Source organism: Burkholderia sp. Bp9012, assembly GCF_003853825.1.
Taxonomy (GTDB): Bacteria; Pseudomonadota; Gammaproteobacteria; order Burkholderiales; family Burkholderiaceae; genus Burkholderia; species Burkholderia diffusa.
In genome coordinates, this window is sequence record NZ_QTQA01000020.1 from 129,284 (window position 1) to 155,863 (window position 26,580).

Below are 26,580 nucleotides of genomic sequence, written 5' to 3' on the forward strand. Positions count from 1 at the left end.
CATGTTGCGATCACGCGAATCCGTGTACCGACGATCGGCCCCGCGCGCGAATGAGCGTGGAGCGTTGCGTCGCCCGCCGGGCACGCGTCCTGTGGGAATGGCGCCGGCGTACTCCGGCACCGACGACTGGCTCGATGCAGCACGTTTGCACAAGCGTGCGCAGCACCGCACCGGGCATTGCCTGCCCACCTTGTGCCGACGACGAAAGGGTGCTGCGCATCACGCCAGCACGAGCGGCGGCAATCCCGCATCGGCCCGTGCCTGCGCGCTTTCCACATCGACGACCACGTAGCGCAGCGCATCGGGCCACAGGTGCGCGCGACTTCCGGCATCTTCATCGATCGTCGCGCGACCTTGCACGAGCCACGTCGTCTGCCGGACGAAGTCGACGAACAGCAGCGCGATCGCCGGATTCACGAGCAGGTTGCCGATCGTGTTGAACAGGTTGTTGCCCGCGAAATCGGGCAGCACGAGCGTACGACGGTCGGGCAGGTCGACGAGCGGGGCGAACGAACCGTCCGCGCGCGGCTGCCGGCCGCGATACGAACAGTCGCTGTCGCCCGCCGCGTTCGCGGTCGCGACGATCAGGAATGCCTGTTCATGGATGAACGCGACGGCATCGTCGCCGAGGGGGCCCGGGTTCATGGTTCGGTCGGCGCGTGGCCGGTGCGTGCGGATCCGCGTTGCACATGCAAGCGACATGCCACGCTGCGAGCGCGGTGCACGGCGAAGCGTGCGCGGGTGCGCTGTGGAAAATCAGAACACCCGCCGTGCCGGCTGTGCCGTCGCGATGTTCAGAATCGGGACACTCGTTTTTCGTGCGCCGGCGCCGTCCGCGGCGGGCGGCCGGACACACCGCTCCTGTTCGGTTTTCGGCCGGTTTGGCACGCATGTTGCGTAAACCGTGTAGCGCGATCCAACCGGCGCTGCATTCACACAAGCACGATGAACAGGAGACATGTATGAACCCGTTTGACCTGAAACAACTGGGCCTCGACGTCGAATATCCGTATCGTCAGCAGTACGACAACTACATCGGTGGCAAGTGGGTTCCGCCGGTGAAGGGCGAGTATTTCGAGAACGTGTCGCCGATCAACGGCAAGCCGTTCTGCCGCGTGCCGCGCTCGGGCGCCGACGACATCGAGGTTGCGCTCGATGCCGCGCACGCCGCGCGCCGCAAGTGGGGCAAGACGTCGGTCGCCGAGCGCGCGAACCTGCTGCTCGCCGCCGCCGACCGGATGGAAAAGAACCTGAAGCTGCTCGCGGTGGCCGAGACGATCGACAACGGCAAGCCGCTGCGTGAAACGATGGCGGCCGACCTGCCGCTCGCGATCGACCACTTCCGCTATTTCGCGGGCTGCATCCGCGCGCAGGAAGGCGGCATTTCCGAAATCGACGACAACACCGTCGCGTACCACTTCCACGAGCCGCTCGGCGTCGTCGGCCAGATCATCCCGTGGAACTTCCCGCTGCTGATGGCCGCATGGAAGCTCGCGCCGGCGCTCGCGGCCGGTTGCTGCGTCGTGATGAAGCCGGCCGAACAGACGCCCGCGTCGGTGCTGGTGCTGATGGAACTGATCGGCGACCTGTTCCCGGCCGGCACGATCAACATCGTCAACGGCTTCGGCAAGGAAGCGGGCGAGGCGCTCGCGACCAGCAAGCGGATCGCGAAGATCGCGTTCACGGGCTCGACGCCGGTCGGCAAGCACATCCTGCGCACCGCGGCCGAGAACCTGATCCCGTCGACGGTCGAGCTGGGCGGCAAGAGCCCGAACATCTTCTTCGCCGACGTGCTCGACCAGGACGATGCGTTCCTCGACAAGGCGCTCGAAGGGCTCGCGATGTTCGCGCTGAACCAGGGCGAGGTGTGCACGTGCCCGTCGCGGATCCTGATCCAGGAATCGATCTACGAACGCTTCATCGAGAAGGCCGTCGCGCGCGTCGAGCGCATCAAGGCCGGCCATCCGCTCGACATGCAGACGATGATCGGCGCGCAGGCGTCGCAGCAGCAGCTCGACAAGATCCTGTCGTACATCGACATCGGCCGCGACGAAGGCGCGCAATGCCTGACGGGCGGCGAGCGCACGGCACCGGCCGCGGACCTCGGCACGGGCTACTACGTGAAGCCGACGATGCTGCTCGGCAACAACAAGATGCGCGTGTTCCAGGAAGAGATCTTCGGGCCGGTCGCGTCGGTGATGACGTTCAAGGACGAGCAGGAAGCGATCGAACTCGCGAACGACACGTTCTACGGGCTCGGCGCCGGCGTGTGGACGCGCAACGGCACGCGCGCGTACCGGATGGGCCGCGAGATCGAGGCTGGCCGCGTGTGGACCAACTGCTACCACCTGTACCCCGCGCATGCGGCGTTCGGCGGCTACAAGCAGTCGGGCATCGGTCGCGAGACGCACAAGATGGCGCTGTCGAACTACCAGCAGACGAAGTGCCTGCTGGTCAGCTACCAGGCCGAGGCGCTCGGGTTCTTCTGATCGCCGCAGCAGGGGCGAAGTGCCGGGCCGGCCGGGCGGCAGCGCGACGCTGCCCGGTACGGCAACCGGTGCCGGACGGCGGCGTGTCCGGAACCGGATTGCCGGGCAGCGTTCGACGGTCGGGCGATGGCTGCCCGGCCGTCGGGCGGTGCGCGCGGCGCGGCAGCGCGCTCGCGGCCGATCGTCCGGCACTTCGTCTTTTTCGCCTTTCGACATTCGATACGCGGCGTCGGCTGCGCGTCGCCGGCGGCCCGCCTCGGCAACCGCATCGGTTGTCGCGCGGTCGCGCCCGCATCGCGCACCGATGGCCCCGACGGAAACCAGCATGGCAGATCTGCCTCGATCCCGGCCGCGTCACCCCGTGTTTCACGCGGGCGAGCTCGACGCGCAGCACCGGTTCGGCGTCGCCGACGAAGCCGAGCGCATGAGCGACGTCATCACGACGCGGCTGAGCATCGGCGTGCGCCAGTTCGTCGAATCGCAGCCGTTCATGTTCGTCGGCACGACGCGCGGCGACCTGGCGCGCGTGACCTGCGACATCGTGCAGGGCATGCGCGACGCGAACGGCGACCTGTGGCCGGCCGTGCGCGTGATCGACACGAAGACGCTGCGCTTCGCGCTGCCGACGCACGGCGACGGCGGCCGGATCGATGCGCTCGCGTGCGACGGTGGCGGCATCGGGCTGTTGTTCATCGATTTCGTGCGCGGCATCCGTTATCGGATCAACGGCCGCGCGACGTTGCGTGCCGATCTGCCGGCAGCGGATGCCGCACCCTGGCCGGCCGGCAGCCCGATCATCGAGCTGGCGGTCGCGCAGGCGTACGGCAATTGCGGCACGCGGGTCGTGCGGTTGCGGCCGGGCGCGTAGCGCGTCGCCGGGCTGCCCGCGGCGCGCAAGCCGCACCCGCACGGTGCGTGGCATGCCGCCTCCGGGTGCGCCCTCATGGCGCGCGGCGGCCGCACGGCGTGCAATGACGGGCTTGTCGCCGGGCCGCGCGGTTCGGCACGGGACTTGCGTGTTGGACGCGGTTCCGGGCAGGTGAGGAGAACACGATGGGTCAACGATTGGAGTGCATGGCCGAGCCGACGGCCGAGGACACGCGGTGCAGCGCGCAGGGTGACGACGCGCTCGCCGGCCAGGCCGTGGTCAGCGTCGCGCACGACGCGGACGAGCAGGCGCGCAACCTGATCGGCTGGCGGCAGACTTACGACCAGCTCGCGGCCGGCCGCTTCGTCGGCACGCTGACCGAGCTGCCGCTCGACACGATGAAGCTGTTTCGCGAATCGACCAGCCACCTGCTGCGCCAGGCATGCGAGGTGCGCGGCGACGCGTACTGGTTCGGCATCCCGCTGGTCAGCGACGGCACCGCGCGCGTCGATGCGTGCCGCATCGGGCCCGGTGCGCTCGCGTTCCGGCCTGGCAACGTCGAATTCGAATTGCTGACGCCCGCGCAGTTCTCGATCTACGGCGTGGTCGTGCGCGGCGACGTGCTGCGCCGCTACGCGGAGGAAGTCGAACACCGCGCGCTCGACGAGCGGCTGTTCACGCAGCACGTGATCCAGGTTGGCGATACGCGGCTCGCGCGCCTGTGCGCGCTGCTCGGCCGCCGGCTCGACGGCGCGGCGGCCGTGGGCGGGCCGCTGCCCGACGCGCAGCGCGACGACCTGCAGGCCGAAGTGCTGGCCGCGCTGTTCGATGCGTGCGCGCAACCGGCGGACGATGGCGCCGGCGGCGCACCGTCGACACGGCGCTGGATCGTCGAGCAGGCGCGCGAGTACGTGCTCGCGCACCGCACGCGCCCGGTCGGCGTGCCCGAGCTGTGCGAGCAACTGCACGTGAGCCGGCGCACGCTGCAGTACTGCTTCCAGGACGTGCTCGGCATGGCGCCCGCGACCTACCTGCGGACGCTGCGGCTGAACGGCGCGCGGCGTGATCTGTGCGGGCGGGCGGCCGGCTCGGTGCAGGACGTCGCGGAGGCGTGGGGCTTCTGGCACCTGAGCCAGTTCGCGACCGACTACCGGCGGCTGTTCGGCAAACGGCCGTCGGAGACGCTGCGCGAGCGGGCGGTGACGGTGGCGGCCGGATGAGCCGCGCGGCGGTGCGTGACTGCCGCTGCACGCCCGATCTTTCGGGTGATCTTCGTTTTTCTATCCGGACTTAGTCGCCGCGTCGCGCGGTGCAGGCCACGGCACGGCATCCCAGTCGATCGCCCGGTAAGCGGCTTCGACCGCCGCGAGATCGCCCGGTCGCTCGCTGCGATGCAGCCCGTGCAATTCGTCCGGCACGTCGAGCGCGACCGGCACGCAGTGCGGATAGTCGCGCACCCGCAGCGCCGGCCCGATCGTCGTGAAACAGGCGAGCGTCGGCACGTCGAAGCCGTCGGCGAGATGCAGCGCGGACGTATCGGGCGCGAACAGCATGCTCGCACCCTCGACCCAGGCAATGAAGTGCGCGGTATCGGCCGCGTAGCGGCTCACGTCGACGTAGGCGGGATGCGCGACCGGGCCGAAGCCGACCACCGGCAGCCCGTAACGCTGCGCGAGTCGCTCGACGAACGTCGCGTGCAGCGCGGGCGGCACGCTGCGCACCGCGGTGCTCGCGGTCGGGCAGAACAGCACGTATGGCCGCCGCCATTCGGCCGGCAGCGCGGGCAGCCGCAGCCGCGCGAGCCAGCGGTTGCGCTTCGCGGCGGCCGGCACCGTGGCCGGATCCGCGCCGAGCGCGTCAAGGAAGAAGTCGATCATCGGCTGCCGCGCGAACGCGGGCCAGTACAGGTGATTGCCGAGATCGACGCACGGCGCGTGCGCGGGCAGTGCATCGGCGGCGCACGGCAGCGCATGCGACGGCGCGACGACGTCAGCCGCGAGCGCATACAGCGCGTCGACGTAGCGCGGCGCGCGGGCCGGCCGGAACAGCGTGAAGCGCAGGCCGGGATGCATCGCGCGCAGCGCGGCGAGCGCGGTCAGCCCGATCACCGAGTCGCCGAGCGTGACGCCCATTCCGTTGATCACGTACACGTCCGTCATGCGGTCGTAGTCGAGCCGGAACGGCTGGTGGGCGGCGTGCAGCAGGCCGAGCGCCGGCGCGGCCGGCACATGGCCCTCCGTGGGGCCGCCGCCGTGCTCGAGGTCGTACGGCGCGACGAGCGTGCCGTCCGGCGCGAGCAGCGTGCCGGGGTGGGCGAGCGCGTCGTCGCGCGACAGCGCGAGGCCGGCCGGTGTGGTGCGCAGTTCCACGGTCATGCGCCGCGCGCGCGGCGGCCCTGTTCGCGGATCTGCTCGAGCGTCGCGGCCGGCGTGCTGGCGTCCTGCGGGATGCGGATCTCGATCAGCGCCGGCAGCCCGCAGGTCAGTGCGCGCTCCAGTGCCGGCGCGAAGTCGGCGGTGTGCTCGACCGTCTCGCCATGCGCGCCGAACGCGCGCGCATACGCGGCGAAATCGGGATTCGTGAGCCCGGTGCCATGCACGCGCCCAGGATAGTTGCGCTCCTGATGCATGCGGATCGTGCCGAAATGCCCGTTGTTGACGACGATTGCGATGATGTTCAGTCCATACTGCATCGCGGTCGCGAGTTCGTTGCCGGCCATCATGAAGCAGCCGTCGCCGGCGAGCGCGACGACGGTTCGCGACGGATACAGCGACTTCGCGGCGAGCGCGGCGGGCAGCCCGTAGCCCATCGCGCCGCTGGTCGGCGCGAGCTGCGAGCGGAAGTGCCGGTACGCGAAGTGGCGATGCAGCCAGATCGCGTAATTGCCGGCGCCGTTAGTCAGGATCGCGTCGTGCGGCAGGCGCTCGCGCAGCTGCACCATCACGTCGCCGAGCTGGACGTCGCCGGGCATCGGCAGCGGGGCATGCCATTCGCGGTATGCGCGGTGCGAGTCGGCGGCCGTGCCGGCCCACGCGGGCTGCGCCGGCGGTTCGAGCGCGGCGAGCGGCGCCGCGATCTCAGGCATGCCCGACACGATCGGCAGGTCGGCCGCATACACGCGGCCGAGCTCGTCCGCGCCCTGGTGCACGTGGATCAGCGTCTGGCGCGTCTTCGGGATGTCGAGCAGCGTGTAGCCGCCGGTCGTTGCTTCGCCGAGGCGCGGCCCGATCACGAGCAGCAGGTCGGCGTCGCGGATGCGCTTCGCGAGCGCCGGGTTGATCCCGAGCCCGACGTCGCCCGCGTAGTTCGGGTGCGCGTTGTCGATCGTGTCCTGGTAGCGGAACGCGCATGCGACCGGCAGTTGCCACCGCTCGACGAAGGTGCGCAGGTTCGCGCATGCGTCGGGCGTCCAGCCGCTGCCGCCGACGATCGCGAATGGCCGTTCGGCGCGCGCAAGCCGTTCGCGCAGCTCGTCGACCTGCGCGGCCGACGGCGCGGCGGCGATGCGCTTCGCGGCCGGCACGACGGGCTGCGGCGCGCAGGCTTCGGACAGCACGTCCTCGGGCAGCGCGAGCACGACCGGGCCCGGACGGCCCGACATGGCGACGTGGAACGCATGGCTCAGGTATTCGGGAATGCGGCGCGGGTCGTCGATCTGGGCGACCCATTTCGCCATCTGGCCGAACATCCGGCGGTAGTCGATTTCCTGGAAGGCTTCGCGGTCGAGGTGCTCGCGCGCGCATTGGCCGACGAACAGGATCATCGGCGTCGAATCCTGGAACGCGGTATGCACGCCGATCGACGCGTGGGTCGCGCCGGGACCGCGCGTGACGAACGCGATGCCGGGATGGCCGGTCAGCTTGCCGACCGCCTCCGCCATGTTCGCGGCGGCCGCCTCGTGGCGGCAGACGACCGTCTGGATGCGCGCGGTGTCGTCCGCCAGCGCATCTAGTACGGCGAGGAAGCTCTCGCCCGGCACGCAGAACACGCGTTCGACGTGATTGGCGAGCAACGCATCGACGAGCAGTCGCGCGCCGGTGGTGGCGCGCGGCTCGAGATCCTTGGAATGCGACATGGGCTGCCGTCTCCCTGGGTAGCGGGAGGTACAGCTTACGCCTGTCGGCGGGGCGCCGGTACGCCGGCCGGTGAAAAGTATCGGAACGAGCGGGGCGGCGGCGTGCCTCGGCGCGTGCGCCCGCCCGCCGTCACCGCATCAGCATTCGACGATATTCACCGCCAGCCCGCCGCGCGACGTTTCCTTGTACTTCGTCTTCATGTCGGCGCCGGTCTCGCGCATCGTCTTGATCACCGAGTCGAGCGACACGTAGTGCGAGCCGTCGCCGCGCAGCGCCATGCGTGCCGCGTTGACGGCCTTCACCGATGCCATCGCGTTGCGCTCGATGCACGGGATCTGTACCATCCCGCCGACCGGGTCGCAGGTGAGGCCGAGGTTGTGCTCCATCCCGATCTCGGCCGCGTTCTCGACCTGGCGCGGCGAGCCGCCGAGCACGGCCGCGAGCGCGCCGGCCGCCATCGAGCAGGCGACGCCCACTTCGCCCTGGCAACCCACTTCCGCACCCGAAATCGACGCGTTGAGTTTGTACAGAATGCCGATCGCGGCGGCGGTCAGCAGGAAGTCGATCACGCCCTGTTCGTTCGCACCCGGCGTGAAGCGCGTGTAGTAGTGCAGCACGGCCGGGATGATGCCGGCCGCGCCGTTGGTCGGCGCGGTGACGACGCGGCCGCCGGCCGCGTTTTCCTCGTTGACGGCGATCGCATACAGGTTGATCCAGTCGATCATCGACAGCGGATCCTGCAGCGCGCGCTCCGGGCTGCCCGTCAGCGTGCGGTACAGCTGCGGCGCGCGGCGCTTGACCTGGAAAGGGCCGGGCAGGTTGCCGTCGGCGTCGGGGTTGCCGATCCCGCAGCCGCGCGACACGCACGACTGCATCACGGCCCAGATCTTCAGCAGCCCGTCGCGCGTCTCTTCCTCGGTGTGCCACGCGCGCTCGTTTTCCCACATCAGCTGCGCGATCGACTTGCCGGTCGACTCGGTCAGCGCGAGCAGCTCGGCGCCGGTGCGGAACGGATGCGTCATCTGCTCGGCCGCGCTCAGCACCTTCGTGTTCGGCGCGCCGGCCGTCACGACGAAGCCGCCGCCGACCGACAGGTACGTGCGCTCGACCAGCACCTCACCGTTCGCGTCGGACGCGCGCAGCTTCATGCCGTTCGGGTGCTCGGGCAGCGCCTGGCGGTAGAACGCGATGTTCTCCTTCAGCACGAACGGCACCGGATGCGTGCCGAGCAGCGCGAGCTTCTTCGACGTGCGGACGTCCTCCAGACGCGCGTCGATCGTGTCGGGATCGACGGTATCGGGCGCGTCGCCGAGCAGCCCGAGCATCACGCCGCGATCGGTGCCGTGGCCCTTGCCGGTGGCGCCGAGCGAGCCGTACAGCTCGACCTTCACGTGGGCCGTCGCGTCGAGCAGCCCGTCGCGCTCGAGGCCCTGGACGAACATCAGCGCCGCGCGCATCGGTCCGACCGTATGCGAACTGGACGGGCCGATGCCGATCTTGAAGAGGTCAAACACGCTGACTGCCATTTCGATTCCTGCCTTGCTTTGAGAATAGTGCTAACGCGCCTGCAATGGCAGGCACGCGGCGAGCCATGCGGGCGGCATGGGGGAGAGCTGCCGCGCGACGCGGGCATAACGCCCGTCGAGCCGCGCGGCCAGATGAAAGAGTTCAGTGGCGTTTTTCGGGTCCCACTGCCCCGTGTAGCCCGGCAAGCCGGCTTCGCGGCGCTTCGCGTCGAACGGCACCGGCGAATTCACGAATTCCTCGTGCGTCTTCTCGCCGAGCGCGTACGGCACGAGCCAGTCGAGCGCGGCCGCGAGCGTCGCGCCGTTCGCGCCGCGCTCGCGCAGCCAGTTGCGGTTGAAGCGGCGCGCGGCGAGCGCGGCCGTCACCAGCGGCTGCAGGTCGTACACCGCGTAGTGCAGCGCGTCGCGCTCCTCGAAATCCCAGGTCTTGCCGTCCGGGCCGATGTTGTCGGCGAGATGCTCGACGAACAGCCGCTGCGCGGCGTTCATCATCTTGCGGTCGCCGAGCGTGAACGCGGACAGCGCAATCAGCTTGATCCGGTGGCTTTGCCAGTTGTTGCGCCAGGTGCCGGTGAGCGGGCGCTTCTGCGCGTCGATCTGCGCGACGTAACCGGCGCCGAGCTTCGCGATGAACGCCGCCGTCGCGTTGCGGGTCTTCACCGGCAGCGCGCTCGCCGTCATGTCGTACGCGACGATCAGGCTGTCGAAGCGCGTCTCGTCGATCGGGTTGAAGCTCGGCTGGTAGGTCGCGACCCACGCGGACAGGAAGCGGTCGACGAGCTGCAGGTAACGCGGCGCATTGGTCACGCGCCACGCGAGCGCGGCGTCGCGCATCAGCTCCATGTCCTTCAGCGCGTCGGCGCTCTGGTCGTAGATGCCTTCGTGCGGCAGCGTGCCTTCGGTGTGCACGCGCGCCAACGCCTTCGGCTGCTCGCCGATACGCGCGTCGACGCTGCGGATCAGCGCCTGCACGCCCGGCTCGGCCTGCGTCGTCTCGCTCGCCTGCAACGCGGGCGCCGCGCAGAAATTCATCGCCGCGCGTGCGCTGCCCGGCGTGCCAAGGCCGGCGACGGCAAACGACAGCGACGCGACGAGCAGCGGCACGAAGCGGCGCGTGCGCGGCCGCTCGTGCGCTGCACCATGGCCCGGAAACATCGGACGCACCATGCGGAACTCCTTGATTGGCTGGATCGCGTGTGATGTTAGCCGGATTGGGGGGCAAGCGTGAATCGATCGGGCTGGCGGCGAACGCAAAAACCGCACGCAACCGGAGGTTGCGTGCGGTGTGGTCACGGCCGGACTCCGGTGCGCGACGGGCGTTATGCGTATTCCGACATCGGCACGCACGAGCAGAACAGGTTGCGGTCGCCGTAGGCGTTGTCCGCACGGCCGACCGGCGGCCAGTACTTGTTCGTGCCGAGCGATGCGACCGGGTACGCGGCCTGCTCGCGCGAGTACGCGTGCGGCCATTCGTTCGCGGTGACGACAGCTGCCGTGTGCGGCGCGTGACGCAGCGGGTTGTCCTCGCGATCGGCGCGGCCTTCCTCGACCGCACGGATTTCATCGCGGATCGCGATCATCGCGGCGATGAAACGGTCGAGTTCTTCCTGCGATTCCGATTCCGTCGGCTCGACCATCAGCGTGCCCGGCACCGGGAAGCTCATCGTCGGTGCGTGGAAGCCGTAGTCCATCAGGCGCTTCGCGACGTCGTCGACGCTGATGCCGCTGGTTTCCTTGAGCGGACGCAGGTCGAGAATGCACTCGTGCGCGACCAGCCCGCCCGGGCCCGAATACAGCACCGGGTAGTGCGGCGCGAGGCGCTTCGCGATGTAGTTCGCGTTGAGGATCGCGGTTTCGGTGGCGGCGGTCAGGTTCTTCGCGCCCATCATCGCGATGTACATCCACGAGATCGGCAGGATCGACGCCGAGCCGTACGGTGCGGCCGACACCGCGCCGATGCCGTCTTCCGCGCGCGCGTAGCCGGTCGAGCGCTGGTTCGGCAGGAACTTCGCGAGGTGCGCGCCGACCGCGACCGGGCCGACGCCCGGGCCGCCGCCGCCGTGCGGGATGCAGAAGGTCTTGTGCAGGTTCAGGTGCGACACGTCGCCGCCGAACTGGCCCGGCGCGGTCAGGCCGACCATCGCGTTCATGTTCGCGCCGTCGACGTACACCTGGCCGCCGTGCGCGTGCACGATCTCGCAGATCTCGCGGACGTTCTGCTCGAACACGCCGTGGGTCGACGGATACGTGATCATGATCGCCGCGAGGTCGTTCGCGTGCTGCTCGGCCTTCGCCTTCAGGTCGGCGATGTCGACGTTGCCCTGCGCGTCGCAGGCGACGACCACCACCTTCATGCCGGCCATGTGCGCGGACGCCGGGTTCGTACCGTGCGCGGATGCCGGGATCAGGCACACGTCGCGATGCGCTTCGCCGCGCGAAGCGTGGTACGCGTGGATGATCAGCAGGCCCGCGTACTCGCCCTGCGAGCCGGCATTCGGTTGCAGCGACACGGCCGCGTAGCCGGTGGCCGCGACCAGCATCTGCTCGAGCTGGTCGATCATCTCGCGGTAGCCGACGGTCTGCTCGGCCGGCGCGAACGGGTGGATCCGGCCGAATTCGGGCCACGTGACCGGCAGCATTTCCGACGTCGCGTTCAGCTTCATCGTGCACGAGCCGAGCGGGATCATCGAGCGGTCGAGCGCGAGATCCTTGTCCGACAGGCTGCGCAGGTAGCGCAGCATTTCGGTTTCGGAATGGTGGCGGTTGAACACGTGGTGCGTCAGGTACGCACTCGTGCGCTCGAGGCCGGCCGGCAGCGCGGCGACGCTGGCGAGGCTCGCGTCCAGCGCGTCGACGGTCGGCGCGGTGCCGCCCGCGGCCTGCGCGAACACGGCGAGGAGATCGGCGAGGTCGTCGCGGGTCGTCGTTTCATCGACCGACACGCCGACTTGCGTGTCGCTCACGCGGCGCAGGTTGATGCGCTTGGCCTTCGCGAATTCGTGAACCTGCGCGGTGCGCGCGCCGGTGTCGATCGTCAGCGTGTCGAAGAACGTGTCGTTGACGGTCGCGAAGCCGAGCTGCTTCACGCCGGCGGCGACGAGCGCCGCGATGCGGTTCACGCGCAGCGCGATCGTCTTCAGGCCGTGCGGGCCGTGGTAGACCGCGTACATGCTCGCCATGATCGCGAGCAGCGCCTGCGCGGTACACACGTTCGACGTCGCCTTCTCGCGGCGGATGTGCTGTTCGCGGGTCTGCAGCGCGAGACGCAGCGCGGGCTTGCCCTGCGCGTCGACGGTCACGCCGACGAGGCGGCCCGGCATCTGGCGCTTGAATTCGTCACGCACGGCCATGTAGGCGGCGTGCGGGCCGCCGAAGCCCATCGGCACGCCGAAGCGCTGCGTGTTGCCGACCGCGACGTCCGCGCCCCATTCGCCCGGCGGCGTCAGCACGGTCAGTGCGAGCAGGTCGGCCGCGACGACGACATGGCCGCCCGCCGCGTGGATCGCTTCGGTGAGCGCGCGGTAGTCGCGCACGTCGCCGTTGACGCCCGGGTACTGGAGCAGCACGCCGAACGCGTTGGCCTGCGCGGCGTCGGCCGCCGGGCCCGTCTTGACCTCGATGCCGATCGGCAGCGCGCGCGTGCGGATCACCTCGAGCGTCTGCGGCAGCACGTCGTCGGCGACGTAGAACACGTTCGACGCCGGCTTGCCGGTGCGCTGCAGCAGCGTCATCGCTTCGGCCGCGGCCGTTGCTTCGTCGAGCAGCGACGCGTTCGAGATCGCGAGGCCCGTGAGGTCGGCGACCATCTGCTGGAAGTTCAGGAGCGCCTCGAGGCGACCCTGGGAAATTTCGGGCTGGTACGGCGTGTAGGCCGTGTACCACGCCGGGTTTTCGAGCACGTTGCGCAGGATCACGGCCGGCGTGTGCGAGTCGTAATAGCCCTGGCCGATATACGAGCGGAACACCTGGTTCTTGTCCGCGAGGGCGCGCAGCGCGGCGAGGGCTTCGGCCTCGCTCTTCGGTTGCGCGAACGGGCCGAGCGGCAGCGTTTCGGCGCGGCGGATCGAGGCCGGGATCACGGCGTCGATCAGGGCGGCGCGCGACGCGAAGCCGAGCGTGTCGAGCATGGCCTGCTGGCTGGCGGCATCGGGGCCGATGTGGCGTTCGGCGAACGCGTCGTGCGTTTCGAGCGCGGCGAGCGAGAGGGGCGTGCGGTTCATCAGGCGGTCCGGGTGTTCGAGCTTCATGGCGTGACTCTGGTCCCGCGCGGCCCGGCTGGCCGGCCGCGCGGTTCGGGTAGGGAAAATTAGTCGATCAGCTTGCTGTAGGCGTCAGCGTCGATCAGCTTGTCGGTCGAGGCGCCGGCCGCGAGCTTGATCTTGAAGAGCCACGTGCCGTATGCGTCGCTGTTCACTTCTTCCGGCGAGTCGGCGGCTTCTTCGTTGATGGCGACGACTTCGCCGGACACCGGCGAGTAGATGTCGGATGCCGCCTTCACCGATTCGACGACGCCGACGGCGTCGCCCGCGTTCACCGACTTGCCGACTTGCGGCAGTTCGAGGAAGACGATGTCGCCGAGCGTGCTCTGCGCGTGATCGGTGATGCCGACCGTCAGCGTGCCGTCGGCTTCGGTGCGGATCCACTCGTGTTCGTCGGTGTACTTCAGATCGGCCGGGACGTTGCTCATCGGATGCTCCTGGATAAAAGGGTGTGTTCGTTATGCTGGCGCGCCGCCGGGGCGCGCCGGGTGTGGTTGCGCCGGGCGCCATTTCCCGGCTTCCCCGGGAGGCGGCCTCCCGGTCGCCTCTCGGTCGTTACGCAGCGAGGACCTTGCCGTTGCGCACGAACGGCAGTTTTACCACGCGCGCGGGAAGTTGCTTGTCTCGAATCTGCACATGAACGGTGTCGCCGACCTGGACGGCCGCCGGCACGCGCGCGAACGCGATCGATTCCTGCATCGACGGCGAGAACGTGCCGCTCGTGATCTCGCCTTCGCCGTGCGGCGTGACGACCTTCTGGTGCGCGCGCAGCACGCCGCCCGCCTTGCCGTTTTCCTTCTGCAGGATCAGGCCGACGAACGCAGCGCGCGAGCCGTCGCGCTCGAGCGCGGCGCGGCCGACGAACTCGCGCGGCGCCGACAGGTCGACCGTCCATGCGAGGCCCGCGTCGAGCGGGGACACGGTGTCGTCCATGTCCTGGCCATACAGGTTCATGCCGGCCTCGAGGCGCAGCGTGTCGCGCGCGCCGAGCCCGCAGGGGCGCACGCCGTTTTGCTGCAGCGCGGCCCACAGCGCTTCGACGTGCACGGCCGGGACGATCACTTCGAAGCCGTCTTCGCCGGTGTAGCCGGTGCGCGCGACGGTGAGATCGCCGAACGGCGTGCCGGCGACCTGCGCGGCGTTGAACGGCTTCAGTTCGCTGGTCGCGGCACGCGCGGCGGGCACCGTCGTCCAGACCTTTTCACGGGCGTTCGGGCCCTGCACGGCGACGATCGCGAAATCGCGGCGCGGCGCGATGGTCAGGCCGTAGCCGCCTTGTTCGTTGAGCTGGTTGAACCACGCGATGTCCTTCTCGGCCGTGCCGGCGTTGACGACGACGCGGAAGAAGTCTTCGGTGAAGTAATAGACGATCAGGTCGTCGACGACGCCGCCCTGCGGATTGAGCAGGCACGAGTAGAGCGCCTTGCCGGGGGTCTTGAGCTTGCCGACGTTGTTCGCGATCGCGTGTTCGAAGAACGCGCGCACGCGGCTGCCGGTGAAATCGACGACGCACATGTGCGATACGTCGAACATGCCGGCGTCGGTGCGCACGGCTTCGTGTTCTTCGATCTGCGAGCCGTAGTTGACGGGCATGTCCCAGCCGCCGAAGTCGACCATGCGGGCATTGAGCGCGCGGTGCGCGGCGTTGAGCGGGGTTTGATTCAGTGCAGTCATCGAGGCCTCAGGCAAGGCGCTTGCGCGCGGGTCAGAACGGCCATGTGCCGACCGCCGCGGCCTTGGGCCTGCGAGCGATGCGATACATGCCCCTCTGTCCTCGATACCTGAGAGATTGCGCCGCGGGCAAAGCCGGCGAACGCGCGCCCCTTCGGTGGGCAGCCTGCCCGCGCTGCAATCGCGCAGCGGGCTACTGCCGCTCTCCAGAGTGCGGGGAGTGCGGCCCGCGCGAAGCGCGGACGGGATTCCCCGACGCGGTCGGTCCTTTTGCCTGAGAGTTTGCGGGTGTGCCCCTTCGGCGGCGCGACCGGCGTTGCGAGTTGCTACGCGGTCACACGCTCTCCCGACGCGTGCGGGCGACTGTACGCGAGCGGGTGGGCATTGTCAATTTGAGCAAAAGAATGTCGCTTCGCGACAAGCGGCGGCGCGAGGGGCGCCGCCGCGTTTGCCGGCACCGGCCGGTCCCGGCAGGGCCGGTATTACTCGCCGATCGCGCGCGCGGCCGTGTCGAGTTCCTGGTTCAGCACGCGCTGCTCGTCGCCGGATAGGCCGCCGTTGTGCTGCGCCGACATGTCGTTCGCTTCCTGGCGGATCACGTCGAGCCGGTGGTGCAGCTGCGCGCCGTACGGCGGGGGATAGTAGCCGCCGTTGACGCGTGAGTCGATCCGGCGGTGCAGGTTGTCGATCCGGCCCTGGACCTCCAGCAGGCGATCGTTCGCGACGACCTGCGGATTTGGCCGCGGCGGGGGCGGAGGCGCCTGTCGGGCCGGCCGCTGCGGCTGCACGATACAGGCCGCGAGCGAGGAAACCAGGACGCAGCATGCCGCTGCGCGAATCAACCGTTGCATCACATTCTCCTGACGGTTTGGTGTCGGATCGACTTTTTGAGAAACGCATCAGACTGGGCGACCGATGACTTTCGTTCCCGCACCATTTGTAACGGAATGTTCGGGACCGTGCCGTCGCGGCGGCTGACGCGTGGCCGCTGCCGGGGACGGCACGGCGCGGCGCGGGGTAGCGGCCGAGGCCGGGACGGTGCCGACCCGGCCGGCGGTTAGACGATGCGGCGCACGAACGGCACCCGGCGGCCTTCGTGCTCGCTTTGCGCGGCGAGCTCGATGATCGTCATCACGTCGACGGCGTCCTGCGGCGTGATCGGGAACGGCGCGCCGTCGTGGACCGACGCGGCGAGCGCGCGGTAGAACTCCGCGTACTGGCCGTCGAGCGTGGGCACCGGCCGCTCGACCTCGACTTCGCCGTCGAGCACGCGCAGCACGCCGGGCGGGTTGCCGCCGCCGAACTCGACGTGGTCCGGCGTGAGGCCTGCCTTCAACTGATCTTCCTGCGTGTCGAGCCCGAACTTCTGGTAGCTGCCGCGCGTGCCGTGCAGCGTGAAGCGCGCGGGCTCGATCGCCGACAGCGCGCTCGCGTGCAGTGCGACGTCCTTGTCCGGATAGCCGAGCAGCAGGTGCACGAAATCGGGCGCCGTGCCGTTGTCGCGGCGCGTCTTGACCGTGGCGCTGACCGTTTCCGGCAGCCCGAACAGCGCGAGCGCCTGGTCGATCAGGTGCGGGCCGAGGTCGAGCAGCAGGCCGCCGCCGCGTGCGGGCTCCTCGCGCCAGCGTGTGCGCGGGGTCGGCCGGAAGCGGTCGAAGTGCGACGCGAAATACGTGAGCCGGCCGAGTTCACGGGATTCGACGATGCGCCGCACGGTGAGGAAGTCGCCGTCCCAGCGGCGGTTGTGGAACGGCGCGAACAGGCGGCTGCGCGCGTTCGCGAGCCGCGCGAGCGCGAGCGCTTCGTCGGCCGTGAGCGTGACGGGCTTGTCGACGACGACGTGGCGGCCGGCTTCGAGCACCTGGCGGGCGAGCGTGAAGTGCGTGTCGTTCGGCGTGGCGATCACCACGCAGTCGATGTCGTCGAGGCCGAGCAGCGTGTCGAGATCGGGGACGATGCGTGCGCCCGGGTATGCGGCGCGCGCGCGATCGGGCTGCCCCGTCGCGATCGCGGCGATCTCGGTGCGGCCGCTCGTGGCAATCACGGGCGCGTGGAACGTCGCGCCGGCGAAACCGAAACCCATCAAACCAATCCTGAGCAATGACGACATGGCAAATCCTTGGCTGCGTACGAAGGGCAAAGCGCTGCGGCCACCGGCCGCGCGGACGGCTATTGTGGCACGGCGGCACGCGCGCGAGCGGGCGTTGGCCGAACGGACAAGGAACCGCTGCGCGTGCGCACGACCTCGGCCGAATGGCCGGATCGCGCCCGCCAGCGCGCGAATCCGACACAATGGGGGCTGTTCCGGCGCGTGTCCCGCGTCGCCTGCTTGCCCCGTTACCGGATCGAAACCATGGGATATCCGCTCGCCACCGCCGCCCTGGTCCCGTTGCTGCTGATGCAGGGGCGTCGTGTCCGCCGCGTCACGCCGCGGCTCGCCGAGGCGGCCGGCCCGCGCGACGGCACGGCCGGCGACGGGCCGCCGCTGCGCGTGCTGGTGCTGGGCGATTCGGCTGCCGCGGGCGTCGGTGTCGCGTCGCAGCGCGACGCGCTGTCGGGGCAGCTCGCCCGCGCGCTTGCGGCATCGCACCGCGTGAGCTGGAAATTGCTGGCGCGCACGGGACTGACCGCCGAGGAACTCGTCGACTGGCTTGCCGCCGAGCCGGCGCAGCCGTTCGATGTGGCAGTGACGTCGCTCGGCGTGAACGACGTGACGGGCGGCGTGTCGCCGGCGCGCTGGCGCGCCGCGCAGGCGGCGCTCGTCGATCTGCTCGCCGTGCGATTCGGGGTCGCGCACGTGATCCTGTCGGCGGTGCCGCCGATCGAGCGCTTTCCGGCGCTGCCGCAGCCCCTTGCGTGGTATCTCGGCCTGCGCGCGAAGCGGCTCAACGCGACGCTCGCCGAGTGGGCCGCGACGCAATCGCGTTGTACGTTCCTGCGCGTCGCGCTGCCGCTCGAGCCGCACCTGATGGCGGCGGACGGCTTTCATCCCGGCGCGGCCGCGTGCGCCGCCTGGGCCGCACAGGCCGCCGACGCGCTCAGGCAGCGCCTGCGCGCGTAACGTTGCGCCGGGTGCGAACCGTCAGCGGGTGCGGTTCATCCGGATCACGCCGTCGGCGCCCGTCTCGAAGCTGACCTGCCGCGCGAACGACGGATGCTGCGCGACGAGTTCGTCGCCCATCGCGAACCACGTGTAGCCGAGCGTCTTCAGGTAGTCGAGCAGCGCGGCGCGCTTTTCCGAGAACCATTCGAGGTTCCAGGCCTCGAGCAGCAGCGGCGGAAAGCCGTGCCGTTCGAGGAAAGCCGTGCCGCCTTTCAGCACGTCGAGTTCGAGCCCTTCGACGTCGATCTTGATCAGCGCCGGCGACTTCGGGAAGTTGAGGGTGTCGAGCCGGGCGATCGGCACGTCGCTCGGCTGCTGGCTCGCGACGGTCTCGACCGAGTTGCGACGCAGGTTGAACTGCTCGTCGAGGGAGAAGCCGCCGATGTTGATCGAGCGCGAATAGTCGATCGCTGGCAGCGGGATGATGCCGTCCTGGTTGCCGATCGCGACGTTGAACGCGTGCACGTTCTCGAGCCGGTTCAGAAACACGTTGCCGCACAGCTGGTAATAGACGATGCGCTGCGGCTCGAACGCGTAGACCATGCCGCCCTGCGCGGCGATGCTCTTGGCGACCGGCACCGCGTACGCGCCGAGGTTCGCGCCGATGTCGAGGACCAGCGGCGCCTCCTCGTTCGCGTAGAACATCTGGCTGATGGTCAGCAGCGATGCGTCCCACGAGCCGTTGTAATAGAGGTTCGCCGAAATCGCGTCCCGGGTTGCGAACAGCAGGTAATCGGCGTTGTCGGTCTTGACGAGGTTGACTCTGGGTAGCATGGCGCGAGGTGTCAGGGTTGTCGGGCGAAGAGGGCGGCGTGCGTGCATGGCGCTGCGATGCGCCGGTGCCGGCCGCCGCGTGTCAGGCCAGGTAGTTCGACCACTTCTGGTGTTCGCGGTAGTACTGTTCCTCCGCGTCCGTCAGGCCGGTCTCCTTGTACCAGGGCACGTGCTTGCAGGTGTAGCGGCCCGCGAACCGGACGCCGCAGAGATGCGATTCGCGGCGGAAGTAGCGCTTGTTGTAGACGGCGAACGTGGTATCGATCGGCGCGTTGTAGATCGGGTCGCCGCCCGCCGTGCTGCCGATCTGGTGGCGCCAGAAGTTCGCCTCCCATTCGAGCGTCGTGTATTGGCGGTCGCCGCAGAAGAGCGTCGTTTCCTTCATCAGCTCGGGTTGCGAGATGTCGAGCGCGAAGCCGGCCTTGCCGGTCTGGAACGCTTCGGTCGCATCGATCAGTTCGAACAGAAATTCGGGCGGCAGCGCGTCGTTCAGTTCGAGGTCCGGATCGGTGACGCAGAAGAGCTCCGGCAGGCGCGCGTAGTTCGCGTCCGACAGGAACAGGTCGCGCGGGCCCGCGTTGCGATCGAGGCGCACGACGGTCACGTCGTCCTGCACGCTTTCCAGGAACGCGAGCATGTCCGGCGCGCTCGACGCGTTGTCGACGATCACGATGTTGCGCAGGCCGCGCGCCTTCAGCTGGGCCACCATCCGGCGCGTATAGGTCGGATTGTTGAAGGTCGGGATCAGCACCGGCACCGTGGCGACCAGGCCGCCCGCGAAATGCCGGAACTGACGGCTGCCCGGCAGCGTCGTGCAGAGCGTCGCGTTCGGCACCAGGGGCATCGCGACGGGCTGCGGCGCCGGCGCGGATTGCATCACATGCGCCTCGAGGTCGGCGAGGTCCTGCCGCGTGTCGGCGTCGTCGGGCATCAGCGCGGCGGCCTTGCGCATCGGCGCGAGTGCCTCCGCGTGACGCTCCTGCTGAACCAGCGTGACGGCCAGCGCCCGCCAGCCGAGCCCGATGTCGGGCATCCATTCGGTCAGCTGGGTCGCGATGCCTTCGGCCTGCGCGAATTGCCGCTTGTCGAGCAGCGCCGCGAGCGTATTCATGAATTCGGAGAGGACGGCCGCCAGCTCGTCGGCGGAGGCCGACGGCGCATCGGCTGCCGCGAGTTCGAGCGACAACGCGTCGATGCCGTGCGTGCGGGCCTGCGCGACCAGCGCGCGCGCCGCATCCATCTGGTTGTCGCGCGTCAGCGCGTCGATGCACGCGATCCAGTAGCGCCGCTGCGACGGCTCGGTCGCCACCGCGGCCCGGAAGTGCCGCAGCGCGGCGTCGCGCCGGTCGAGCTGTTCGAGCACCGTCGCGAGGCGGAGGTGAGAATCGGCATGTTCGGGATGCGCTTGCAGGATCTGGCGGTAGGCCTGCTCCGCGTCCTGAAGCGAGCCGGCGGCGTGAAGCGCGGCTGCGTGGGCCAGCTCGGCCTCGGAAACGGGGGCGGCGATGACGGTGTCATTCATGGCGGCGGAAGTCGATGACGGCGAATGAAGGGGCGGCGGCGCGTACTCGCCGACGTTTCGCGTATCTTGCCGCCGGGGGCCGCGCGGTCATGGATCAAACAGAGGGGAGATTTGCTGCCTGTTCGGATGTTCGGCGCGCGTCCACCGGCGCGTCCACCGGCGCGGGCAGCGCGCGGAAAGCGCGCGGGGAAAGGGGGCAGGAAAAGGGCGCAGAAAAAGGGGCGCGAAGCCCGCCGGTGTCGCGCGTCGCCACCCGGCGGTATCGTCATCCGCCGGCCGCCGCCGACGTGTTAACATGCGCGTCCTGCCCCGCGTGTCCGCCTGCATTCCAGGCCTGCCGCGCGCGGCATCCTCCCGGCGTTCCGCCGTCAACCGCAACATCATCCGTCATCATGTCCGCAGGCCTCAACCCCGCTCAGAACGAAGCGGTGCGCTACCTCGACGGTCCCTGCCTCGTGCTCGCCGGCGCGGGCAGCGGCAAGACCCGCGTGATCACGCAGAAGATCGCGCACCTGATCGAAGCGAAAGGTTTCGAGCCGCGCCACATCGCGGCCGTCACGTTCACGAACAAGGCCGCGGCCGAGATGCGCGAGCGCGTGTCGAAGCTGCTGGAGGGCAAGACGCTCACCACGCCCGGCAAGGAAGGCCGCAAGGTGCCCGTCAACCAGCTCACCGTGTGCACGTTCCACTCGCTCGGCGTGCAGATCCTGCGCCAGGAGGCCGAGCACGTCGGCCTGAAGCCGCAGTTCTCGATCATGGATTCGGACGACTGCTTCGGGATGATCCAGGAGCAGATCGGCACCACCGACAAGGGCCTGATCCGCAAGATCCAGAGCACGATCTCGCTGTGGAAGAACGGCCTGATCATGCCCGATGAAGCGATGGCGATCGCGGCCAACGAGGACGAGCACCAGGCCGCGCTGGTCTACCGCAACTACGTCGCGACGCTGCACGCGTATCAGGCGGTCGACTTCGACGACCTGATCCGCCTGCCCGCCGAGCTGTTCGCGAAGAACGAGCAGGTGCGCGACCGCTGGCAGAACAAGCTGCGCTACCTGCTGATCGACGAATACCAGGACACCAACGCGTGCCAGTACGAGCTGCTCAAGCTGCTCGCCGGCCCGCGCGCCGCGTTCACGGCGGTGGGCGACGACGACCAGGCGATCTACGGCTGGCGTGGCGCGACGCTCGAGAACCTCGCGCAGCTCGGCAAGGATTTCCCGAAGCTGCACGTGATCAAGCTCGAGCAGAACTACCGGTCGACGGTGCGCATCCTGACCGCCGCGAACAACGTGATCGCGAACAACCCGAAGCTGTTCGAGAAGAAGCTGTGGTCCGAGCACGGGATGGGCGACTCGATCACCGTCACGCCGTGCAACGACGAGGAACACGAAGCCGAATCGGTCGTGTTCCGGCTGTCCGCGCACAAGTTCGAGCGGCGCACGCAGTTCCGCGACTACGCGATCCTGTATCGCGGCAACTTCCAGGCGCGCATCTTCGAGCAGGTGCTGCGGCGTGAGCGGATCCCGTACGTGCTGTCGGGCGGCCAGTCGTTCTTCGACAAGGCCGAGATCAAGGACCTGTGCGCGTACCTGCGCCTGATCGCGAACGCCGACGACGATCCCGCGTTCATCCGCGCGGTCACGACGCCGCGCCGCGGGATCGGCAACACGACGCTGGAAGCGCTCGGCTCGTTTGCGGGCCAGGCGAAGGTGTCGCTGTTCGAGGCCGTGTACATGGGCGGGATCGAGGCGCGGCTGTCCGCGCGCCAGGTCGAGCCGCTCAGGATGTTCTGCGACTTCATCCAGCGCCTGACCGATCGCGCGGACAAGGAGCCCGCGACCGTCGTGCTCGACGACATGATGGAGGCCATCCACTACGAGGCCTATCTGTACGACGCGTTCGACGAGCGGCAGGCGCAGTCGAAGTGGCAGAACGTGCTCGAATTCCTCGAATGGCTGAAGCGCAAGGGCACCAAGCCCGAGACGGAAGCCGTCGACGGCGAGGCGGACGGGTTCCACAACGCCGACGGGCTGGCGGACACCGGCAAGAACCTGCTCGGCCTGATCCAGACCGTCGCGCTGATGTCGATGCTCGAAGGCAAGGACGAGGATCCGGACGCGGTGCGGCTGTCGACCGTCCATGCGTCGAAGGGGCTCGAGTATCCGCACGTGTTCCTGGTCGGCGTCGAGGAGGGGATCATGCCGCATCGCGGCGGCAGCGAGGACGACGGCCCCATCGACAACGAGCGGATCGAGGAAGAGCGCCGGCTGATGTACGTCGCGATCACGCGCGCGCAGCGCAGCCTGCATCTGAACTGGTGCAAGAAGCGCAAGCGGGCGCGCGAGACGGTCGTGTGCGAGCCGTCGCGCTTCATCCCCGAGATGGGCCTCGACGAAGCGCCGCCGCCGACGCCGGAGGAAGCCCCGATGACACCGAAGGACCGGCTCGCGAGCCTGAAGGCGCTGTTGCAGAAGTGACGTGCGAGAGGCGGCCGGCGCTGCCGTCCCGACAAAGGAAAACCCCCGCGATGCGCGTGCGCCGCGGGGGTTTTTTCTGGCCGGCAGACGTTACTTCGACGCGTTGACCATGTAGTCGACGGCCGCCTTCACGTCGGCGTCGGACGCGCTCGACCCGCCCTTCGGCGGCATCGCGCCCTTGCCGTGCAGCGCGTAGTTGTAGACGGTATCCATCGAGTCCTTCAGGCGCGGCGCCCAGTCTTCCTTGCTGCCGAACTTCGGCGCGCCGAGCACGCCGGCCGCATGGCATGCCTGGCAGACCTGCGTGTACAGCGCCTTGCCGGCCGATGCGGCGTCGGCGCTGGTCGGCGCAGCCGCGGGCTTTTCGCCGGCCTTCGGAATCGCGGCGATCGCGGCCATTGCTGCCGCGGCCTGCGCGTTCGACGCATCCGCGCCCGACGCGCCTGCCGCACCCGCCGCGCCGCTCGCCGTCGGCGCTGCATTGGCGGCCGGGGCAGCCGGCTCGGGGAAGTTCGCGCCGTCGTTGTTCGCCATGTAGACGATCGCGCGCGCGATTTCATAGTCGCTGACGTCGTCGGGATTCGTGCCGCCACGCGGCGGCATCGCGCCCTTGCCCGACAGCGCCGTCTTCAGCAGCGTGTCGAAGCCCTGCGAGATGCGCGGCGCCCAGTCATCCTTGTTGCCGAACTTCGGCGCGCCGGCGGCGCCCGTGCCGTGACAGGTCACGCACACGGCCTTGTAGACTTCCTCGCCGGTCTTGTACGTGCGGGGCGCGTTGGCGTCCTTCACGTCGACTTTCGCGAGCGGTGCGATCCGCGCGGCGACCTGTTCGTCCGATAGCGCGTCCGTGCCGGCGCCCGAGCGGAACGCATGGTTGGCATAGGTGGCAAACAGGACGATCAGGGCGATCGGAATCGCGAATGATGCGATGACGACGGCAATCAGCTGCCCGGGGGTTTTGACGGGAGATTCGTGGGGTGCTTCGCTCATGCTTGCCTCGTCTCCGTGAATAGGAATTGTGAGCGCGGTGCAACGGCAAAATGGCAGTCCAATGAAGCACGGACGATTATAGACGGAACGTTTACATCACGGCGAGCGGTGCGAAGGCGCGTGTTTACCCGCACGAATGGGGGCCTGACGGGGATTCTGCAGGCAAGGTGGACGCTTCATGGGAAACCGGGTATCCTTGCCGTCTTGCCAATGGTGGGCGGCCGGTTTATTGGGGTCGTTTCACTGTCACATGCGCCCGTAGCTCAATGGATAGAGTACTGCCCTCCGAAGGCAGGGGTTGCTGGTTCGATCCCAGCCGGGCGCGCCAAACAGCCTGATTCCAGGCACTGAATTCCCGATCCGTTTTCCGAATTCGCTGAAGCGTCGCACCGCATCGCGCATGCGGTCGAGTCTGCGAGGTTTTCCCGCCCGTTTCGCCGTAACTCCGTGATGCGAGGCGCCCCCTCGCAACTTCAATCCCAGCCCGTCGATCACAGCGGCCGCCAGCGCAATGCGCCCGAGCGCTGAAACGATCCGATCCGGGTCTCGCCACCGCCCCGTCGCGCGATGCGACGAATTGCGGGTGTTTTGCTCGACTGATCGTCCCTTCGAAACACAGCGAACGTCGCGACAATATCCGCGAGTTTCCTGCCGTCGGCGCCGACGCGCCGGCATGTTCGCGCCCGCCTTTCATGCGACCCGGCGCGCTCGGCCTGATGGCGGGGGCGCCGGCTGTCGCGCGCCGAAAGCGCCGTCCCGGCATCGTTCGGGCCAGTCGCCCCGGGGCGGCCGGTTCGTCATCCATGCCTATCGCACACCCAGCACACCCAGCGGACCCAGCGGAAGCCCGGCCTATGAACGAAAATCTCCTCGAACGCGGACACCCGTCCGGCGGCGTACGTGAACCGTCCGACGGACTGTCCGGCGCGGACACGCCGGTCGAGGCGCTGCTGGCGTGCGCGCTGGAACATTACGACGCGGGCCGGCTCGACGCTGCCGAGGATCTGTGCCGGCAGGTGCGGCAGCGCGAGCCCGAGCGGGCCGAGGCGCTGCACGTTCACGGGCTGGTCGCGTTTCGCCGCGGGGACTTCGACGGGGCCGTCGCGGCGATCGCGGACGCGATCCGGCGCGATCCGCAGGCACGCTATTACTACAACCTGGGCACCGTGATGGCCGCGCACAACCGGCCCGCGGCGGCGGCCGAGTGCTTCCGGCAGGCGCTCGCGCTGCAACCGGACGATGCGGACGCGTACAACAACCTCGGCAACGCGTTGCGAACGCTGAAGGATTGCGAAGGCGCGGTGGAGGCGCTGGGCACGGCGATCCGGCTGCGGCCCGACCATGCGCAGGCCTACAACAATCTCGCGAACGCGATGCTCGATGCGGGCGAACTGGAGGCCGCGCTTGAAGGCTACCGCGCCGCGATCGCGTTGCGGCCGGATCTTCTCGAGCCGCACGACAACCTGCTGTTCGCGTTGAATTACAGCGCGGCCGCCGCACCGCACGTTCATTTCGATGCCGCGCGGCGCTACGGCGCGCAGGCCGCCGCGCGAGCGGTGCCGTACCGGTCGTGGCCGACGGCCGACGGCGCGAGACCGCTGCGGGTCGGCGTCGTATCGGGCGACCTGAAGCATCACCCGGTCGGCTATTTCCTCGAAAGCGTGCTGCGCGCGACCGATCGCACGCGCGTCGTGTTCGTCGCGTATCCGACCCGCGATGTCGAGGACGACCTGACCCAGCGGCTGCGCCCGCTGTTCGCGGGCTGGACGAGTCTCGCCGCGCTGAGCGACGAGGCCGCGGCCCGGCGCATTCGCGACGATGCGATCGACATCCTGGTCGACGCGGCGGGCCACACGATCTTCAACCGGCTCGCGCTGTTCGCGTGGAAGCCGGCGCCGGTGCAGGTTTCGTGGATCGGTTATGTCGCGACCACCGGGCTGGACGCGATCGATTACGTGCTGGGCGATCGCCACGTGCTGCCGGCCGACGAGGAAGCGCATTTCGTCGAGCGTCCGTGGCGCCTGCCCGACAGCTATCTGTGCTACACGCCGCCGCGCGACGCGATCGTGCCGGGCCCGCTGCCGCAACTGGCCGGCGGCGCGGTGACGTTCGGTTATTTCGGCAAGCTCGGCAAGATGAGCGACGCGGTCGTGCGCGTCTGGTCGCGGGTGCTCGCGGCTGTGCCGCGATCGCGGCTGCTGCTCAAGGCGAGCGAGCTGGCCGGCGCGTATGCGGTGCGCCGCACGCGCGAGCGGTTCGCGCAGCACGGCATCGATCCGTCGCGGCTGCTGCTCGAGCCGAATGCGCCGCGCGGGGAATACCTGGCGTCGTACCGTCGCGTCGACATGATGCTGAGCCCGTTTCCGTATTCGGGCGGCACGACGACCGCCGATGCGTTGTGGATGGGCGTGCCCGTGCTCGGCATCCGGGGCGACCGGTTCGTCACGCACATCTGCGAAAGCCTGCTGCAGACGGTCGGCCTGGCCGACTGGGTCGCGCGCGACGAAGACGACTACGTCGAGAAGGCCGTGGCCTTCGCGACCGACCCGGCGCAACTGCGCCTGCTGCGGACCGGCCTGCGCATGCAGTTGATCGCATCGCCGCTGTGCAATGCGCCGCGCTTCGCGCGGCATCTCGAGGAGGCGTTCCACGGAATGTGGGCCCGTCGCGCGGGCCAGGCCGGCAACGTCGCCGGCCCGCACGACTCACGCATCGACTGAACCGCGCGCGAACGACGAAGCGACCACATGCAACAGACCACGGACATTCTCGGCGCCGCACTGGCGCATCACCAGGCGGGCCGGCTGGGCGACGCGAAGGCG

The 26,580-nt window shown here is 69.2% G+C and carries 19 protein-coding genes, 1 tRNA gene and 2 riboswitches; of the genes, 7 read left to right on the plus strand and 13 right to left on the minus strand.

Translation table 11 applies throughout. The annotated features are described in order from the left end of the window. Positions 1–219: 219 nt before the first annotated feature. Entirely contained in the window at positions 220–645 is a 426-nt protein-coding gene (locus tag DIE11_RS25480; RefSeq protein WP_059602244.1) for a pyridoxamine 5'-phosphate oxidase family protein, read from the minus strand. A gap of 317 nt (positions 646–962) precedes the next feature. Here DIE11_RS25480 and DIE11_RS25485 point away from each other — a divergent pair, with 317 nt between their 5' ends. The 3 genes from DIE11_RS25485 (at position 963) to DIE11_RS25495 (ending at position 4,577) form a co-directional block, all read left to right on the plus strand. Next, complete coding sequence (locus DIE11_RS25485) at positions 963–2,489, plus strand: aldehyde dehydrogenase family protein (RefSeq protein ID WP_059602002.1); 1,527 nt, start codon at positions 963–965, stop codon at positions 2,487–2,489. 325 nt (positions 2,490–2,814) lie between these two features. Continuing rightward, positions 2,815–3,357, plus strand: a complete 543-nt coding sequence (locus DIE11_RS25490; protein WP_124627948.1) for a hypothetical protein — start codon at positions 2,815–2,817, stop codon at positions 3,355–3,357. A gap of 185 nt (positions 3,358–3,542) precedes the next feature. After that, on the plus strand, positions 3,543–4,577 hold the full coding sequence (locus DIE11_RS25495; RefSeq protein WP_124627950.1) for a helix-turn-helix domain-containing protein: 1,035 nt from the start codon (positions 3,543–3,545) through the stop codon (positions 4,575–4,577). 60 nt (positions 4,578–4,637) lie between these two features. On the opposite strand, the gene DIE11_RS25500 is transcribed toward DIE11_RS25495, so the two are convergent. The 9 genes from DIE11_RS25500 to DIE11_RS25540 all read right to left on the minus strand — a co-directional run bounded on the left by DIE11_RS25500 (position 4,638) and on the right by DIE11_RS25540 (position 16,999). Further along, the gene (locus DIE11_RS25500) at positions 4,638–5,732 is read right to left on the minus strand and encodes an ADP-heptose--LPS heptosyltransferase (RefSeq protein WP_124627952.1); all 1,095 of its coding nucleotides are present in this window, start codon (positions 5,730–5,732) and stop codon (positions 4,638–4,640) included. After that, complete coding sequence (locus tag DIE11_RS25505) at positions 5,729–7,432, minus strand: thiamine pyrophosphate-binding protein (protein WP_124627954.1); 1,704 nt, start codon at positions 7,430–7,432, stop codon at positions 5,729–5,731. Before DIE11_RS25505 ends, DIE11_RS25500 begins: the two co-directional genes overlap by 4 nt. Before the next feature lie 138 nt (positions 7,433–7,570). Beyond that, entirely contained in the window at positions 7,571–8,959 is a 1,389-nt protein-coding gene (locus DIE11_RS25510; RefSeq protein WP_124627956.1) for an L-serine ammonia-lyase, read from the minus strand. A gap of 30 nt (positions 8,960–8,989) precedes the next feature. Then, positions 8,990–10,126, minus strand: coding sequence for an alginate lyase family protein (locus tag DIE11_RS25515; RefSeq protein WP_124627957.1), 1,137 nt, complete (start codon positions 10,124–10,126; stop codon positions 8,990–8,992). 152 nt (positions 10,127–10,278) lie between these two features. Beyond that, positions 10,279–13,206 carry an aminomethyl-transferring glycine dehydrogenase gene (gene gcvP, locus DIE11_RS25520; RefSeq protein ID WP_124627959.1) on the minus strand — a complete coding sequence of 976 codons (2,928 nt, stop codon included), beginning with the start codon at positions 13,204–13,206 and terminating at the stop codon, positions 10,279–10,281. A gap of 59 nt (positions 13,207–13,265) precedes the next feature. Then, positions 13,266–13,646: a glycine cleavage system protein GcvH gene (gcvH, locus tag DIE11_RS25525; RefSeq protein WP_057926424.1), complete on the minus strand. Its 381-nt coding sequence runs from the start codon at positions 13,644–13,646 to the stop codon at positions 13,266–13,268. 127 nt (positions 13,647–13,773) lie between these two features. Then, a complete protein-coding gene (gene gcvT, locus DIE11_RS25530) occupies positions 13,774–14,892 on the minus strand; it encodes a glycine cleavage system aminomethyltransferase GcvT (RefSeq protein ID WP_124627961.1) in 1,119 nt (372 codons plus the stop codon). A gap of 84 nt (positions 14,893–14,976) precedes the next feature. Next, positions 14,977–15,109, minus strand: a riboswitch (glycine riboswitch). 31 nt (positions 15,110–15,140) lie between these two features. Beyond that, a riboswitch (glycine riboswitch) is annotated at positions 15,141–15,248 on the minus strand. A gap of 123 nt (positions 15,249–15,371) precedes the next feature. Next, positions 15,372–15,740 (minus strand): hypothetical protein, encoded by a 369-nt coding sequence (locus tag DIE11_RS25535; RefSeq protein WP_059601974.1) that lies wholly within the window; start codon positions 15,738–15,740, stop codon positions 15,372–15,374. A 206-nt stretch (positions 15,741–15,946) separates the two neighbouring features. Continuing rightward, a complete protein-coding gene (locus tag DIE11_RS25540) occupies positions 15,947–16,999 on the minus strand; it encodes an oxidoreductase (RefSeq protein WP_124627963.1) in 1,053 nt (350 codons plus the stop codon). A 243-nt stretch (positions 17,000–17,242) separates the two neighbouring features. Between DIE11_RS25540 and DIE11_RS25545 the strand changes: the two genes are divergently transcribed. Continuing rightward, positions 17,243–17,950 carry an SGNH/GDSL hydrolase family protein gene (locus tag DIE11_RS25545; RefSeq protein WP_124627965.1) on the plus strand — a complete coding sequence of 236 codons (708 nt, stop codon included), beginning with the start codon at positions 17,243–17,245 and terminating at the stop codon, positions 17,948–17,950. A gap of 21 nt (positions 17,951–17,971) precedes the next feature. Here DIE11_RS25545 and DIE11_RS25550 read toward each other — a convergent pair whose 3' ends face one another. Together DIE11_RS25550 and DIE11_RS25555 are read right to left on the minus strand one after the other, a co-directional pair. Further along, positions 17,972–18,766 (minus strand): FkbM family methyltransferase, encoded by a 795-nt coding sequence (locus DIE11_RS25550; RefSeq protein ID WP_059601969.1) that lies wholly within the window; start codon positions 18,764–18,766, stop codon positions 17,972–17,974. An 82-nt stretch (positions 18,767–18,848) separates the two neighbouring features. After that, complete coding sequence (locus tag DIE11_RS25555; RefSeq protein ID WP_124627967.1) at positions 18,849–20,288, minus strand: glycosyltransferase family 2 protein; 1,440 nt, start codon at positions 20,286–20,288, stop codon at positions 18,849–18,851. 392 nt (positions 20,289–20,680) lie between these two features. On the opposite strand from DIE11_RS25555, the gene DIE11_RS25560 reads away from it, so the two are divergent. Beyond that, complete coding sequence (locus DIE11_RS25560) at positions 20,681–22,768, plus strand: UvrD-helicase domain-containing protein (protein ID WP_059601965.1); 2,088 nt, start codon at positions 20,681–20,683, stop codon at positions 22,766–22,768. 90 nt (positions 22,769–22,858) lie between these two features. Here DIE11_RS25560 and DIE11_RS25565 read toward each other — a convergent pair whose 3' ends face one another. Further along, positions 22,859–23,758 (minus strand): cytochrome c5 family protein, encoded by a 900-nt coding sequence (locus tag DIE11_RS25565; protein WP_124627969.1) that lies wholly within the window; start codon positions 23,756–23,758, stop codon positions 22,859–22,861. Between the two features lie 252 nt (positions 23,759–24,010). On the opposite strand from DIE11_RS25565, the gene DIE11_RS25570 reads away from it, so the two are divergent. Both DIE11_RS25570 and DIE11_RS25575 read left to right on the plus strand, forming a co-directional pair. Further along, positions 24,011–24,086, plus strand: a tRNA-Arg gene (locus DIE11_RS25570). Positions 24,087–24,612: 526 nt separating this feature from the next. Then, the gene (locus tag DIE11_RS25575) at positions 24,613–26,478 is read left to right on the plus strand and encodes a tetratricopeptide repeat protein (protein ID WP_124627972.1); all 1,866 of its coding nucleotides are present in this window, start codon (positions 24,613–24,615) and stop codon (positions 26,476–26,478) included. Positions 26,479–26,580: the final 102 nt, after the last annotated feature.